Annotated in this window: 13 protein-coding genes; 8 read left to right on the top strand and 5 right to left on the bottom strand. The window is 45.8% G+C overall.

The window, feature by feature from the left end:
- Nucleotides 1-197 precede the first annotated feature (197 nt).
- Together BTV99_RS02390 and BTV99_RS02385 are read right to left on the bottom strand one after the other, a co-directional pair.
- Complete coding sequence (locus BTV99_RS02390) at nt 198-2,072, bottom strand: SurA N-terminal domain-containing protein (protein WP_075100719.1); 1,875 nt, start codon at nt 2,070-2,072, stop codon at nt 198-200.
- Nucleotides 2,073-2,531: 459 nt separating this feature from the next.
- Nucleotides 2,532-2,804 (bottom strand): HU family DNA-binding protein, encoded by a 273-nt coding sequence (locus BTV99_RS02385; protein WP_075100718.1) that lies wholly within the window; start codon nt 2,802-2,804, stop codon nt 2,532-2,534.
- A gap of 590 nt (nt 2,805-3,394) precedes the next feature.
- Here BTV99_RS02385 and BTV99_RS02380 point away from each other — a divergent pair.
- The 8 genes from BTV99_RS02380 to fdx all read left to right on the top strand — a co-directional run bounded on the left by BTV99_RS02380 (nt 3,395) and on the right by fdx (nt 10,811).
- Nucleotides 3,395-4,039, top strand: a complete 645-nt coding sequence (locus BTV99_RS02380; RefSeq protein WP_075100717.1) for a hypothetical protein — start codon at nt 3,395-3,397, stop codon at nt 4,037-4,039.
- A gap of 634 nt (nt 4,040-4,673) precedes the next feature.
- Nucleotides 4,674-5,183: an Rrf2 family transcriptional regulator gene (locus tag BTV99_RS02375; protein WP_075100716.1), complete on the top strand. Its 510-nt coding sequence runs from the start codon at nt 4,674-4,676 to the stop codon at nt 5,181-5,183.
- On the top strand, nt 5,180-6,406 hold the full coding sequence (locus tag BTV99_RS02370) for an IscS subfamily cysteine desulfurase (protein WP_075100715.1): 1,227 nt from the start codon (nt 5,180-5,182) through the stop codon (nt 6,404-6,406). The genes BTV99_RS02375 and BTV99_RS02370 overlap by 4 nt, the downstream gene beginning before the upstream one ends.
- Nucleotides 6,407-6,561: 155 nt before the next feature.
- Complete coding sequence (iscU, locus tag BTV99_RS02365) at nt 6,562-6,963, top strand: Fe-S cluster assembly scaffold IscU (protein WP_075100714.1); 402 nt, start codon at nt 6,562-6,564, stop codon at nt 6,961-6,963.
- A 275-nt stretch (nt 6,964-7,238) separates the two neighbouring features.
- Nucleotides 7,239-7,559, top strand: coding sequence for an iron-sulfur cluster assembly protein IscA (iscA, locus tag BTV99_RS02360; RefSeq protein WP_075100713.1), 321 nt, complete (start codon nt 7,239-7,241; stop codon nt 7,557-7,559).
- A gap of 211 nt (nt 7,560-7,770) precedes the next feature.
- Nucleotides 7,771-8,364 (top strand): Fe-S protein assembly co-chaperone HscB, encoded by a 594-nt coding sequence (hscB, locus tag BTV99_RS02355; protein ID WP_075100712.1) that lies wholly within the window; start codon nt 7,771-7,773, stop codon nt 8,362-8,364.
- Between the two features lie 111 nt (nt 8,365-8,475).
- The gene (gene hscA, locus BTV99_RS02350) at nt 8,476-10,353 is read left to right on the top strand and encodes a Fe-S protein assembly chaperone HscA (protein ID WP_075100711.1); all 1,878 of its coding nucleotides are present in this window, start codon (nt 8,476-8,478) and stop codon (nt 10,351-10,353) included.
- Nucleotides 10,354-10,472: 119 nt separating this feature from the next.
- Nucleotides 10,473-10,811 (top strand): ISC system 2Fe-2S type ferredoxin, encoded by a 339-nt coding sequence (gene fdx, locus BTV99_RS02345; protein WP_075100710.1) that lies wholly within the window; start codon nt 10,473-10,475, stop codon nt 10,809-10,811.
- 144 nt (nt 10,812-10,955) lie between these two features.
- Here the strand turns inward: fdx and BTV99_RS02340 are convergent, their stop codons facing one another.
- From BTV99_RS02340 to BTV99_RS02330, 3 genes are all read right to left on the bottom strand, one after another.
- Nucleotides 10,956-12,368 carry an adenylate/guanylate cyclase domain-containing protein gene (locus BTV99_RS02340; protein ID WP_075100709.1) on the bottom strand — a complete coding sequence of 471 codons (1,413 nt, stop codon included), beginning with the start codon at nt 12,366-12,368 and terminating at the stop codon, nt 10,956-10,958.
- 311 nt (nt 12,369-12,679) lie between these two features.
- The gene (locus tag BTV99_RS02335; protein WP_256713707.1) at nt 12,680-14,887 is read right to left on the bottom strand and encodes a neutral/alkaline non-lysosomal ceramidase N-terminal domain-containing protein; all 2,208 of its coding nucleotides are present in this window, start codon (nt 14,885-14,887) and stop codon (nt 12,680-12,682) included.
- A 303-nt stretch (nt 14,888-15,190) separates the two neighbouring features.
- Entirely contained in the window at nt 15,191-15,625 is a 435-nt protein-coding gene (locus BTV99_RS02330; RefSeq protein ID WP_075100708.1) for an HIT domain-containing protein, read from the bottom strand.
- Nucleotides 15,626-15,651 lie beyond the last annotated feature (26 nt).

Below are 15,651 nucleotides of genomic sequence, written 5' to 3'. Positions count from 1 at the left end.
AGTGCGCTTAACCTTTGCTATTGCTAACTTGTCCATAAATAAGTCCCTTTTTCGTAAACTTATTTTAGGACGGGACAGGTCAAAAAAAAAAGCCACTGTCCTTGATACAGTGGCTTTTTTACGTCTTTATGTGCGAGCAATTATCGTCATTTAAGCCATCTAAGATGACTCAACTGTCGATATCTAACGATCTGTATTTAACGACCTTGCGCGTTGGCCATGTTGGTGTCGTTAATCTCAACCTGATACACCATCCGCAGATGCTCTAAGTAATCTTGCAGTTGATCTTGGCCTAAATTATCACGAATAATAGCTGCCGTTTGCGCTCTTTGTATATCAGACAATGGTGATTGCTGCTCCGTTTTGATACGGTCACCGACCAACAAGCTGGCACCCACTTCCGTCTCGCTTGCAATAGCTACCACAGCGTTATCATCAGCTTGCTGGCTAAAGGCCATACCGCGCTCTTTTTCGGTCAATTGTGTCGTTTGACGATTGATCTGACCGAGCGCTTGCAATGTTACAGGCTGCTTGCTGATATCTGCTGGCGTTTTGATACCAGCAGCGATGGCTTTGGCTTCTTTTAGGGCCAATGCTGTGGTTTTTTGGCGACGTAATATCTGCGTGATTTTTGGCGTCGCCGCTGACAAAGACAAGGTTTTAGTAGGACGATAATTGCTCGGTTGTACCCACACCTTACTGTTACCTACTTCGATACCTGCGGTTACTGCCTGATCTTGAATGGTAAATTCATCAAAGGCTTGTTTGAGCACAGCTGGCTGTGACAGGACCGATTGGTTGTTTTCTTTACGGTAGTCTTTGATGCGTTTTAGTGGGACGTTTTCTTGCTGAGCAATATCTTCAATACTAAAACCATCAGCCGCCAAATCATTAATGGCCGTGACTTTATCGGCATAAATCTCTTGACGCTTATACTCTTTTGCTTTCGCCGTTAGCTCATCGCGCATGCTATCCAGACTTGGCACCTTGCTACCATTATCTTCGGTCACCATAAATATCTGATAGCCAAAGCTGGTTTTGATAGGTGCGGTGACATCCCCAACACTTAGGCCCTCAAGCGCTTTTTCGACCGCAGCAGCGTCGCTACCAAATACCGAGGTATTCAGACGACCGATATCACCGCCGTTCTCTCCTGACGGATCATCGGACTCGGCTTTGGCAAGCGCGGCAAACGACTCACCTTTGTCTAAACGTGCCTGAATTTTTTCAGCACGCGCCTTGGCGTTGTCACCTGTGAGAAGTATTTGGCTGATTCTACGCTCGTCTACCACCGCTTGGCTTTGCTTATACGCTTCATACTGCTGCTGGAGATCCGCTTTAGTAACCTCATCTACCTGAATGGCTTGCGGGTCTAGTTGAATATAAGCCAAATCCACCATCGCGGCACTTTTTAGTGTGTCTTTATTGGCATCATAATAAGCTTGGATGTCGCTTTTGCTAACCTCGACTTGATCGGCATAGTCTTGCCAATTAAACCGATGGAGCCAGATGTTGCGCGATTCCATTTGCAAATCAATCAATTGACTGACCGCTTGCATCGGATAAATCGCAGTCCCGACGATACTGGCATTGAGCTGATCGAGGCTTAACTGATTGCGAAACTCAGCAAACAGCTGGTTTTTTGTCATACCGCGATTGCGCAAAAAGTTTGCAAACTGCTCATTAGAAAAATTGCCGTCCGCATCCTTAAATACTTCTTCTTGACGCAGCAAACGGTTGATGGTGTCATCAGAGACCGTCATTCCAAGCTTACCTGCCTGCTGCTCTAACAATGTGCGATCTATAAGGCCTTTTAGCACCTGCTCGTGTAGCACATCCTCATTTAATAGGCTGGCATCATCAACTTGCTCTAAAATTTCGGTACGACGGTTATTTACCGCAGCTTGATACTCAGACAGCCCCACGCTTGCCTCACCTACCTGAGCGACTTGGTTTGGGTCGACACTACCGCCAAAGTAGCTTTCGACACCCAATAATGCAAGCGGTGACAGGCATAAAATCAATAAAATGCGACCTGGCCAGCTTTTTAAAAAATCGCGCAATTTATCCATAGTTATCTCTGCTTTATTAACCTATGTTGATGAAAAACCATTGTAATATGATGCCTATCGACGCTGTGGTAACGATGCTATCTAAGCCGGCAATGGTATGAGTAAGGGCGTGTGCGTTTTGGTGCAAAATCAAGAGATATCAATCAATCTTGATTTAGACAATGCATCTACAGCGCGCCCTATGATACGTGATTTTTAAGACAGACTCAAAATATTCATGATGTCTGATACAAACTATCGCAATAAAAAAAGCACCTAAATATTAGGTGCTTTTTGCTATTTGGCTCATGACTTAAATAATAAGCAAATCCATGAGCGACCTTCTATCTTTTTACGGCCTACAGACACTGCATTTATACGTATCTTGTATCCAACTTTAGTCTCTGCCTAATAGGTGGCCGTAGTTTTATAGTGGTCTATACCTTATATAGTCTTAAAAAATACTATCTTAACAAAGGCTTAGTTTAAGCGCTCTTTTAAGTTTTTACCAGCTTTAAAGCTTGGTACTTTGCTTGCTGGGATGTTTAGCTCTTCACCAGTCTTAGGGTTACGGCCAGTACGTGCTTTGCGGTCTTTTACGCTAAAAGTACCAAAACCAACCAAAGAGATGCTGTCGCCAGCTTCTAAAGCTTCACCAACACTTTCCATAACAGCGTTTAGTGCATCGCCAGCTTGGGTTTTGTTCAGACCACTTTTTTCTGCGATGCTATCAATCAATTCTGACTTATTCATAAAATTTCCTTCAAGTTTAAGGGGGATAATACACGCTCACGCCAGGTATTGTAACGCTCTCATAGCACTTAAGCAATAAAAACTACCTGACTTGCGTATTAACAGGTTTCGCTTTGTTATCGTCTTTATATCAAGGCCGCATAAGGAGCGCAAGCGATTTTACATATTTTTGTGCCGCTTACTACGTATTTGACACTCAATGTTACGCAAAACCCCTGCAATTTTTTATCAACTCACTACTTTACCTTAGGCAGCTTGACTACCCAGTGTTTTGTCCAGTAAATTGCTCTCATTATAGTATTTGAACCTATCCTTAGCTTAAAAACACCAATGAGTCATCAACAAGCCACTACTGGCTCTAAGACAACAGGCAGCCAAAGCCGAAAATAGCACAAAAAATATCGACTTATCAATACACTTGACATAAAGGGTACCAAGAGTCAGAAACTTGCGTTACTTTTTATTATAAAGACGTTACTATAAGCAAAATATAATCGCATATTTTGGGTGTATCTTGATTTTTAAGTTGTTTTTTATTGATCAAATCCTCATTTTACGACACGTTACTAAAATAACCACGGATTATCTACATGAAGCGTTCTACGTTATCTCACTCTTTTCTCAATATCTTTTTGGTGTTCATCGAGTCAGCATTGACCTTACTGTTACGCCTAGATCCTGAATTACGTAAAGCAGCTTATCCTTTAGCCAAGCAAGGTACTGTCGTCGCGCTGCGCTTGTACCTTCCCCATGTAGAAGTTTTTGCCACCTTTAGTACCAAAGGCGTGTTATTAGACGCGCAATTGCCGATAGGCCGTAGCGAGCCTGATGTCGTCATCAATGCCTATAGTATCCAAGTCATCAACGCCATCACCACTCACGACAGCGAAAGCACTGAAAAGCTACAAATGCGCGGAGAGTCAGTGCAAGTACAGTTGGTCAAGCAATTTATCATGCAATTGGGTCTAGGCAGTCTCATCCAAGGACTGGTGAAAAAGTTTAAAGGCGGTAAAGGCAAATCTAAGCCCACTGAAGCGGAAATGGCAGAAAAAAAAGAAAACTACAAACTGCGTATCAAAGAGCAGCAAACGCAAATCAACACCTTAACCATCAAAAACCGCGAGCTTGAAACCACGGTCAAAGAGCTACAAAGCAAACAAAAAACACTGACAATTGTGACTGTCGTCGCCCTGCTTGTCATGATTGGCGCGATTATCGCGTTATTAATAAATTAAACGAGTCCACTAAACGAAGCAATAAAATCGACAGGTATCATTGAGAAGTCTATTAGTCGCTTTATGGTGGCGTCTTTAACAGGCTACTGACCAGTCATCAAACAGTAGGGTGCGATATCAAAAGCACAGCCTAGATATCTATTGCTGTCACCCTACCTTCTCCTACCTTGCCTTTTATCAAGTATCGTTAATCCTAAACAAAAAAATGCAGCAATGTCAGCATGCGATTGCTATCAACTTATCTGACGTGCTGCTTACTTTTGAGACTTTACGGCATTTATACCTGTAACACTGGGTTTGTTTTATAGTGCATCGACTATATCTTTACTGCTCATTTGTTTTTACTCTCTATGTTTATTCATCATTGTTTTTATCAATCATAGCCATCAGCTTGATTAACCATTCAACCACACTTTAATCTTGACTAAATTACTCAGGATTAAGTATAATTGGCTTAATCGTTGCACACATCGGGTTGACCATCTGTTGTTTAACGACGATAAGACACCACTTAGCAGATGACTTTTATTTGAGCATGGCAGAGGTTTTGCCTTTTTTATCTTTCGCTTTGGTAGAGAGTCTCTTACTAAGATCGTTGTTAAATAAAAATGATATATAAGTTTGGAGATAACACATGCGTTTGACTACTCGAGGCAGATACGCCGTGACCGCGTTGCTAGATTTGGCGCTACAAACCAGCCAACAAGACAGTGCGGTATCCTTATCTGATATCGCTAAACGGCAATCAATATCTATCTCTTATCTCGAACAGTTATTTTCCAAACTACGCAAACGTGGGCTTGTCACCAGTATACGCGGTGCCGCTGGTGGTTATTACTTGGCCAAACCGCTACACGAGATAGATGTGATGAGCATCATATCTGCGGTCGATGAGTCGGTTAATGCGATGCAGTGTGAAGGACGCGGCGACTGCCAAGGTGGTACAATGTGCCTAACCCATGATCTATGGTGTGCATTGTCCAATCATATCGAGCAGTACTTGAAAAACATAACATTAGCGCAATTATTAGATATGGAAAATGTGCAGTCCGTCTCAGAGCGACAGCACACCTCCACCAAAGAAGTTTCTATAAAAGACATTAATACCATTACCCTATCGAACAGCGAGGCAAACCCAGCATGAGCCAACATAACAACCTTATATATTTAGATTATGCCGCCACCACGCCAGTTGCTAAATCAGTAGCTGCCAAGATGAGCGAGTATCTGACTGTAGATGGCATCTTTGGTAACCCAGCCTCGCGCTCGCACGGCTACGGCTGGCAAGCAGAAGAAGCCGTAGAAACCGCGCGTCAGCAAGTGGCTGAAGTCATCAACGCTGATCCGCGTGAAATCGTCTTTACCTCTGGTGCGACTGAATCTGACAACCTCGCCATCAAAGGCGCAGCGCATTTTTATCAATCGCGTGGCAAGCACATTATTACCAGTAAAATTGAGCACAAAGCAGTTTTAGATACCTGCCGTGAGCTTGAGCAAGAAGGTTTTGAGATTACTTACTTAGAGCCACAAGCCGGTACGGGTCTTATTTTGCCAGAGCAAGTAAAAGATGCATTACGTGACGATACGATTTTGGTATCACTGATGATGGTAAACAATGAGCTTGGTACCATCACCGATGTCGCAGCGATTGGTGAAATCACTCGTGACGCTGGCGTGGTTTTCCATGTCGATGGCGCACAGTCTGTCGGTAAAGTAAAAATCAATCTTGAAGAAATGAAAATCGATTTGATGAGTTTCTCAGGACACAAAGCCTATGGCCCTAAAGGTATCGGCGCATTGTTTGTCCGCCGTAAGCCGCGCATTCGCCTAAAAGCTGAGCAGCATGGCGGTGGTCATGAGCGTGGTATGCGCTCAGGTACATTACCGACGCATCAAATCGTAGGTTTAGGAGCGGCATTTGCCCTAGCCAACGAGCGCTTTGAAGAAGATCATGCTCACGTTGCCAAACTCCGCCAAAAACTATGGGATGGCCTGCAAGACATCGAAGAGATTTACTTAAATGGTGATCTTGAGAATAGCGTGCCAAACATTGTAAACATTAGCTTTAACTTTGTTGAAGGCGAGTCATTGATGATGTCGCTAAAAGACTTAGCTGTTTCATCAGGCTCAGCCTGTACGTCTGCGACACTTGAACCATCATATGTATTACGTGCTATTGGTCGTCCAGATGAGTTGGCTCACAGTTCGATTCGTTTCAGCTTTGGCCGTTATACCACCGAAGAAGACATCGACCGTGTCATCAAACAAATGCACGAAGCGGTTGAGAAACTGCGCGCCCTATCACCACTTTGGGATATGTATCAAGAAGGTGTGGATTTAGATTCAGTAGAATGGGCTGAGCACTAACATTTACCAAACAAATCGCCTTTATGCGCTTTGTTTTAAATATTTATAAAACGATTGATCAGACAATTACAGTAAGCGTTTGACCCCAATTATCGATGAGCGACTGATACGTAGTAAACAATCTATCGCTCATCCCCTAACTAGGAGAAAACCCCATGGCCTATAGTGACCAAGTTATTGATCATTACGAAAACCCACGCAACGTCGGCAATCTTGACAAAAATGCCAAAAACGTTGGTACAGGTATGGTCGGTGCCCCAGCGTGTGGCGACGTGATGCGCCTACAGATCCAAGTAGATGACGCCGGTATCATCGAAGATGCACGTTTTAAAACGTATGGCTGCGGCTCAGCGATTGCCTCAAGCTCACTTGTCACCGAGTGGTTAAAAGGCAAAAGCTTGGACCAAGCTGGCGAGATTAAAAATATGGACATCGCTGAAGAATTGGCATTGCCACCAGTAAAAGTGCATTGCTCTGTACTCGCAGAAGACGCAATCAAAGCGGCTATCAGCGACTATAAAGGCAAGCATGGTACCGCTGAAGAAGCGACCAGCTAAGCTTACTGGCGTATGCACTGTTTTATCAGCAAGGCGTCAGTAGTGCTCTAATCGATCGCTACTGAGGCCATAAAGGTGACAATAACGCTACTGTAATTGTCACCTTTTATTTTCTAACTGGCGCAAACACATAAGTCTGGTAGGTTTGCTACTAGTCTCATATTCGTTATTGATAGCTGCTATTAGTAGTTGTTATGAATAACCGTCATTGATTTTATGGTCGATGACATCATATTGAAAGATATCTTTATTATTGATAGTCAATGGGAGTTGGCATGATTGAAATGACAGAACGCGCCGCTCAGCATGTTCGAGAGTTTTTGGACAATCGCGGCAAAGGCGAAGGTATCCGTGTGGGCATTCGTACCGCAGGCTGTTCAGGCTTGGCCTATGTCTTAGAGTTTGTAGATACCCCTGATGACAATGACACGCGTTACGAAAGCCGCGGTGTGAGCATCTTTATCGATCCGAAAAGCTTGGTCTATTTAGACGGCTTATTGATGGATTATGAAAAAGAAGGCTTGAACGAAGGCTTTAAGTTCACCAACCCCAACCAAAAAGGCGAATGTGGTTGCGGTGAGTCGTTTACTGTTTAAAGTTGCCCACCCTTAGCCATTGGCCATCTTTATGACTGAGGCCTACTGGCCTTTAAGCATGTTGTATTTTGATAAAAAATGTCGTTTGCAACATTTCTATTATTCAGTTGGTAGGCTATACACCACCCAATCTGGCGCTTGATAGCACACTGGATATGATAAGCACTGGTATCTCAGACACTTTATAATAAATAAAAGCAAGGCGTATGATATGACAGACATCACCGCAGAAGCACAGTTTGATAACTTTTTTGCTCTATTTGAGCAGCCCGCTCAGTTTGAGATTGATCAGACCCGTCTGGATCAGCAGTTACGTCTACTACAAAAACGCTATCATCCTGATAATCTGATGGTAGATAGCACAAAAGACGTGGGGAGTGTGACGGAGGCCAAGCAGCAATCAGAGCAAGCTTCAGCGCTGATAAATCAAGCATACCAAACCTTAAAGGCTCCTGATAGCCGCGCCGGCTACCTATTAGAGATGGCAAATCAGGCTCATAATCTTGAGCACTCAATTGCCGATTTAGATTTTTTAGAAGACGCCATGCAGATGCGTATCGATCTAGATGAAGCGATCGAAGATAAGGATCGGACAACGCTTGCGCAGCTACAACCCCAGATTACCACTCGTCTGAGCAAACAATCTGAGCGCTTTAGCAGTGCCTATCAAAAGCAAGACTGGCAGACCGCGATTGATGCCACCCAAAAGCTTAAGTTTTTGGTAAAACTCAATGCCGATGTGACGACTGGTCTCGATGAAGTCGCCAGTGCTGAGCACTCTGATGACGATGATTTATATGTTTAGGGTGTCTAGATAAACATACCTTCAATATGTAGATTTAAAGATTGATATTTATCATCATTCGTCATCATAATTGCGCCATTTCCTTTATTTATTTTATCTTTGAGTGATTTTATGTCTTTATTGCAAATTGCCGAACCCAATCAAAGTGCCCAACCTCATCAGCATCGTTTTGGTCTAGGTATCGACCTTGGCACCACACGCTCACTGGTCGCAGTCGTACGCTCAGGCAAATCGCAAGTCTTAGAGGCAGGCGCTGACAACGATACGTTGCTGCCCTCTGTCGTCTACTACCCCAGCACTGGCAAACCCATGGTAGGGTATGATGCCCTAGCGCATTTGGCCGATGACCCAAAAAACACCATCGTATCCGCCAAGCGCTTTATGGGTCGTAGTCAAGCAGATATTAAATTCTCTCATCCTTATGAGTTAAGCGGCAATGCAGACGACATGCCAGCTTTTGTCACCGCCCAAGGTAAGGTATCCCCTGTCGAAGTCTCAGCACGTATCCTAGCCGCCCTCGAGCAGCGCGCCGCAAGCGCATTACCTGCCGACAGTATCGAAGGGGCGGTGATCACTGTTCCCGCTTATTTTGATGAGGCGCAGCGCCAAGCGACCAAAGATGCTGCACAAGCTGCTGGTATCAATGTGCTACGTCTGTTAAATGAGCCCACGGCTGCCGCTGTCGCCTACGGCCTTGATAAGCCCAATCAAGATAACACGCAAAGCCATTACTTAATTTATGATTTGGGCGGCGGTACCTTTGATGTGTCTATCTTAAAGCTCACCGATGGGGTTTTTGAAGTCTTGGCAACTGGCGGCAACAGTGCGCTAGGCGGTGATGATATCGACCGCTTGCTGACCAACTGGTTGATCAAACAATTAGGTATCGACCCAAAAGACGTCACTCGGCATGACAAATCAATCCTTGCCCAGCAAGCCAAAGCGTATAAGCAAGCTTTGACGGACGCCGAGCAGGTCGCTATCGACATCACGGTCAACGGCCACTCTTATCAAGGCACCTTGCACCGTGACGATTTGCTGGCCATTGCTGAGCCTGTCAATCGCCGTACGCTTAGCGTCTGCGAGCAGGTATTACGCGATGCCAAGCTATCTATTGACGATTTGGATGAAGTCATCTTGGTGGGCGGCTCAACCCGTATGCCAGCTGTGCAACAAGTGGTGACCACGTTTTTTGGCAAGCAGCCACTTTGTCGCTTAAACCCAGATGAAGTCGTCGCTCTAGGGGCTGCACAAACCGCGCATCAACTGGTCAATGGCGATAGCGACAACACTCTTTTATTATTAGATGTCACTCCCTTGTCACTCGGCCTTGAAACTATGGGCGGCTTGGTTGAGGTGCTGATTCCCCGTAACACCCCTATCCCTGTCAAAAAACGCCAAGTATTTACCACCTATCAGGACGGTCAGACAGGCATGGTGATTCATGTGGTTCAAGGCGAGCGCGAAACTGTCGAAAACTGCCGTTCGCTTGGACGTTTTGAATTATATGGCATCCCGCCGATGAAAGCGGGCTTTGCCCGTATCGAGGTCACCTTTAGCATTGATGCCAATGGTCAGCTGACAGTCAGCGCGCAAGAAACCACGACTAAGACTGAAAGCAAAATCGAGATTGTACCCTCTTATGGCTTGTCTGATGAGCAAAAAGAGCAGCTACTGATGGCAGGGTTTGAGCATGCAGAAGCAGACAAAAACGCTCGCTCTTTGATTGAGACAAAAGTAGAAGCAGAACGCGAAGTATTGGCGCTACAGTCTGCGCTGCAAGAGTTTGCAGCCTTATTGACCTCTGATGAGCAGCAAGCTCTAACGCAGCAAATACAAGCACTACAAACGGCATTAAGCACTGATGATCTAACTCTCATTGAAACCGAACAAGCCAAATTAAAACCGCATAGTGATGCATTTGCTGCTCGCATTATGAATCAAAGCGTCAAGGCCAGCATGGCAGGTACCAGCGCTCAAGATTGGTAAAAGCGCGTATAGAGTCTATCTATATACGGCTTAGCCATGATAGATGTGATGACCTGTAACAGACCTGATATATTTTTGAGTTTTTATTTTTTAATTGATTAGCACCGGACAGATAATTTATGCCAAAGATTACCGTATTACCTCATCATGAGATTTGCCCCGAAGGCACTGAAGTCGAGCTAGAAGCTGGCCAGAACCTATGCAAAGCCCTACTAGAAAAAGGCATTAAGATAGAGCACGCGTGTGAGATGTCAAAAGCCTGTACTACCTGTCATGTGGTGGTGCGTAAAGGATTTAATAGCTTAGATGAGATGGACGATATCGAAGCGGATCTTTTAGACCGTGCTTGGGGTCTGGAGCCAGACTCACGTTTGTCTTGTCAGGTGATGCTCGAAGACGACGACTTGACCATCGAGATTCCCAAATACACGCTCAACCATGCTAAAGAAAACCACTGATAATATACAGTCAAAGCCATTATAAAACGCCAACGATGACTGCATATCATGGTTGGCGTTTTTGTTTGCTTACGAAGGTGCTGGCATATTAAATATGAGGTTAAATATGGTCATACAGATGTCAAATCAGTAAAAGAGTCGCTATTAATCGTTGTGACGCTGGCTCTCTGCTGCAATAGCATTTGCTACTTTTTCTTGCTCTTGTTCGATACGCTCGAGAGCGAGGTTTAGACGTTCTCGGATGTCTTGATAGTCTTGATCTTTCATGTCTTTGAAGTTTAGATGCAAATTAAATCCTGGTAACGTATGGTCCACCCATTTTGATAGCTGACCTTTATTGGCATCAGGATCGAGGACTTGCCAAGCATTGACTTTTTCGTCGAAGCCTTTGAGCTGAAACGCACCTGCATGCTGACACTCATAATTGTGACAAACATAATCATAAGTACTTTCGCTGACCAGTATCTCATCTTTGCCTGCGCTACTCTCCAGCCGCGCCGCGAGATTGGCCTCTTTGCCAATCAATGTATAGCTCAAGCGATTATTGCTACCGAAGTTGCCGACATGGCAATAGCCTGTCGTGATACCAACGCGTATATACAGCCCTGCAAAACCCATAAGCCGCCACTTATGCCTCAGGGTGCGCATCTCACGGCGCATGTCTAGCGCCATTGCCACACAGTCAAGCGCATCTTGACGCGCGCCTTGACTGCTAGGCTCTCCAAAAAAACACACCATCCCATCGCCGACGAACTTATCAAGCACAGCGCCATGCTTATTGGCGATGACCGTCATGCAGTGCATATAGGTATTTAAAATATCTGCCAGATTGTCCGAGCTTAAACTATCAGACAGCTCTGTAAAACCCACAATGTCCGAAAACATAATCGTCAGCTTGGCACGTTTGTTTGACACACTAACGGGCGCATCTGTTTTTACAATTGGCTCCCAAATCTGCGGTGGCACAAAACGGGTCAACTTATTGATGACTGAAACCATGGTACCCAAACGCCCTACCGCTTGCTGCGCACGCTGTTGGTGACCCATGTACTTTTGATACACATAGCGAAACTGACACAGCATCACCGCCATACTGGACAGTAGCACCACTGGCGGCAGCCAACTGTCATGGCAGTCCATCTGCGTGCTGTTTAAAATCACGCTGACATAATAAAAAACAATCACAGTCACTATCGAGACAATGACCAGTCTAATTTGGTTTTCAGGACTACTAATAATAATACGTAATGCAATCAAAGCTGCCAGACTGATCGACATGACCGTGCACAGCTGTATCGAGCCTATGACTGCAGACAGCAAAATAATGACGATATTGGAGGTCCAAAAACTGGTCTGACGGCGATAGTTATATATCAAAATCAGCAAGCTTGGCAGGCTAACGACGATCAGCAGTGCCATCGAGGTGGCACTAAAGTCAAAATGCAGGGCAAGAAGCACAACCGTTAGGATCAAGACAAACACTTCTGGATAGTCGAATCGATAGATACCATTCGTCTGCGATGGAAATTTCGGTCTCAACGTATCTAAAAGAGGCATATGAAGTGTTCGCTTAATAAAGCAGACGATCGATAAATATTAGGAGAAGGAAGATAGCACAGTGACAGTTAATTTTGTTATGAGCATACTATTTTCCAAACCCAAGCAACAGGCAGACAAACCCTTAGCCGACTACCGCAACTCGCCAGCACCGATGACACTTTAGATTTGGTATAAGTCAAGCTAAAAGACTATTATACGTTTTCATTTTTATAAAACCTACGTTACTGATACGCAAAACCCTACCGTTGGTCACTTAATAAGCAAGCCATAATGAGCAAGTTTATAGCCTTACTTGATACTAGGCTGTCTTACTGCACCCTAAAGCTGCTTGAGGCACCAAAGTAAGGCTTAATCTTGCCTGTCCAGCCGCTCTTCCAGTCGCCAGCATGGGTCAGTCGATATGTCCCTGCTGGCGTATCGGCACTGATGCGCCAATCGATAATCGCTTTGCTATAGGCCGCTCCTTCTCGTTGCCACGTGTAGGTGGTTTCAAAGTCACGGTCGCTCAGATAGTCCATCCATTGACCATCTTGGTAACGCTGCACCTTAAGAAAGCTGTCTTCGGTACGTAGGTTGTTTTTGGGGTGCGCTGCGCGAAACACCGCCGTAGCGACCTCCCCGCTTTGGTAACTAGGGTTTGGCTGCGTGAGTACTTGCCCCCAGCGTTGATGTATGGGTTTGTCATCGAATACCACGCTTGGACGCTCATGAAATGCCTTGTGTGAGCGATCAGGTGGTGCGGCACTGTCAGGCACGTCTGTACCGGTGCGTAGCGCTTCAGCTAACTGGCTATACTCCTGTATATACGCCGCCGTTTGATAAGGGCCATACTCCGTAGAGGCACCTTCATAATGCTGGGCGGCAAACTCCTCACGCGTACTCAAATAGCCGCTATAGTTATTGGCCAAGCCATTGACAATGACGGTATCGACCCCTGCGTCTTTTAGCTGGGCCAGTACAGCGGCTCGTATCCGCCGCCCCGCCATGGTGGTCGGCTCGCCAGGAATAGCCACAATAGCGATATTGCCGATACGCATGAGCTGGACAGGCTGCTCAGTATTTATCCAGCCCCACTTGCCAGTTGGCAATAGCACTTGTTTTTCTGCCTGACAGTCATCTTGATTGACAGTTGAGACGATACCAAAGGCGCCGCGTGTCAAACTGGCCAAAAGCGACTGATCGACTTTATTGATATCATCATTGATCCGAAAGCTCGCGCGCGTCATGCCTTCGTATATGCCAGGGATATTTGATGGCCCGTTTTCACCGCCTGCAGCAAAAGAATAACCTCGGGCAGGCGTACATAAGACTTTGTCACCCGCACCACTGGTGAACCTGCTCTCGACCTGATAGCCTTTTAGATCAACCCAGCGCGCGCGGACATCCACCGGCCCCGCGACAGGGGCACCTTGATGCCATAGTTCAGCGGCCTTATCAAGCTGCAGTTGCCCATCGCGTCGGACGTTTTCCCATTCGTCATCACTACCCTGAAAGCCGGGTTTTGAGTTGGCATTACCGCCTGCCGCCAATACGTCCCCTTCATCAGCATTGGCAAAGGCCGCGACAAAAGGTCTGTCCGCGTTGTTATTAAACAGCTTTTCGGCGCCAAGCTGAGCATAGCCCTTGTTGTCCGCGCTAAGATGCATAAACTGATTGCTAAAGCTGGTCGGGTGCAGGGCAAACCAATTAATCAGTCCCATCGGTGTGCCATCGGCAGCATCTAGGCGCAGCTGAGTCATGGTCTCATTGACATTACTATCAAACTCTTGCGCATCGACATTGTTGTTATACGCAATCTGTGAGCGGTTAACAGTCGCTCCTTTTAACTTGCCTTGTGCCACAGACAACGTCCCTGGCGTCAATGACTCATGAGCGCGTTTGATCGAAGTGACAATTCCGCCGACGATAGCGTTGAAGTTTTGCTGACTATAGCCCGCTAGTGTGTCGTCCGTGCTGGCGATTTGATACAGCTGCTGATGCGAATAGCCAGCATTTCCCACGTGAGTATGCGTGGCGGCAAGCATCACGTTATCGTCGTTATACAAGTCGCCAAAATCTGCTTGCAAGCGTTTGATGACCTCAAGTTTGACCGCGGTAAACATCGCACCCATATCCGCTGAGACATAGACAACTCGGTTGCCTGCATTGCTATCCGCTTCGCCGACAATAAAAGCATGAGAATATAGACGATCATTGATACCCTGCACCACCTGACCTGCAGCATAGCCAAACATGCCCGTTTCGGCTGCAGCTCCTGTGATGTCGGCTTTACCAGTACCGACGAGATAACGGGGCGCGACCGATTTAGCAGCAGCGCTGGCGCTAAAGTTCGACGTAATAGAGCGGTTAGATGGGTCAGCATCAGCCGTGATGGTTTGTGTCGCCGCGGGCGACATGGCGGTAGGTTCAGTAGAGTCTGTTTCACAGGCCGTCATACCCAGCAACGCGGTACAAATCGAAAGAAACAACATAGTAGGTCGTCGTGACGAGGGTAGTGAGATAGAGGAAGTAGCCATTTGTTGTCCTTAACATAGAGTGAAACTTTAAATCAAACAATCCTGATTTAAAATTGAAGGTCTCAGCACTTTGTACCGCACCGCATCTACTCTGATGTGACGCAGCAAAGACACTGATCTGACAAGCTGGCTATATCCATTTAGCCAACTTACACTCTAATATAACGACTGACAGACAAATGTAAAATATTTTTCGTAAAGCCGTACAATAAACTCATTAACACAGAGAGCTATGCTTACAGACGAACGCTCACGCCTATGCGTATTTAACTGTTTATTACCAAAGGCTTATTGCTAAAAGACCTACTGCATCTGCCAATCAAACGGCATTTGATGATGACCACGCAGCGCCATCATCAAAGTTTGCTGCATTTGCGCCAGTACTTCTTTGGTGTAAGGTACAGCAGGGACGCCCCACACTGGGTTGGGCCACTGCATATCGTTTTGATAACGAACGATATGATGAAAATGAAGCTGCGGCACCTGATTGCCCAGCGCAGCCACGTTCATCTTGTCAGCCTGAAAAGTCTTGGCAAGTTGGCTGGACAACCAGCTCGACTCGCGCAAAAACTGCGCTTGGTCGGCCTCAGACAGCTCATACAATTCTTTGATACCAGAGACACGTGGCACCAATATCAACCAAGGAAACTGACAATCATTGATTAAACGGCAGGTCGATAATGGGAAATCTCCCACCAAAAAACTGTCGGCTGCAAGTTTATGATGAAGTTGGAACATAATGACGGTTCTCTTGTTATGAAGGG

Origin of the sequence: Psychrobacter sp. Rd 27.2 (genome assembly GCF_001921755.1) — a bacterium.
Classification (GTDB): Bacteria; Pseudomonadota; Gammaproteobacteria; order Pseudomonadales; family Moraxellaceae; genus Psychrobacter; species Psychrobacter celer.
This window is presented reverse-complemented; position numbering and strand designations above follow the sequence as displayed.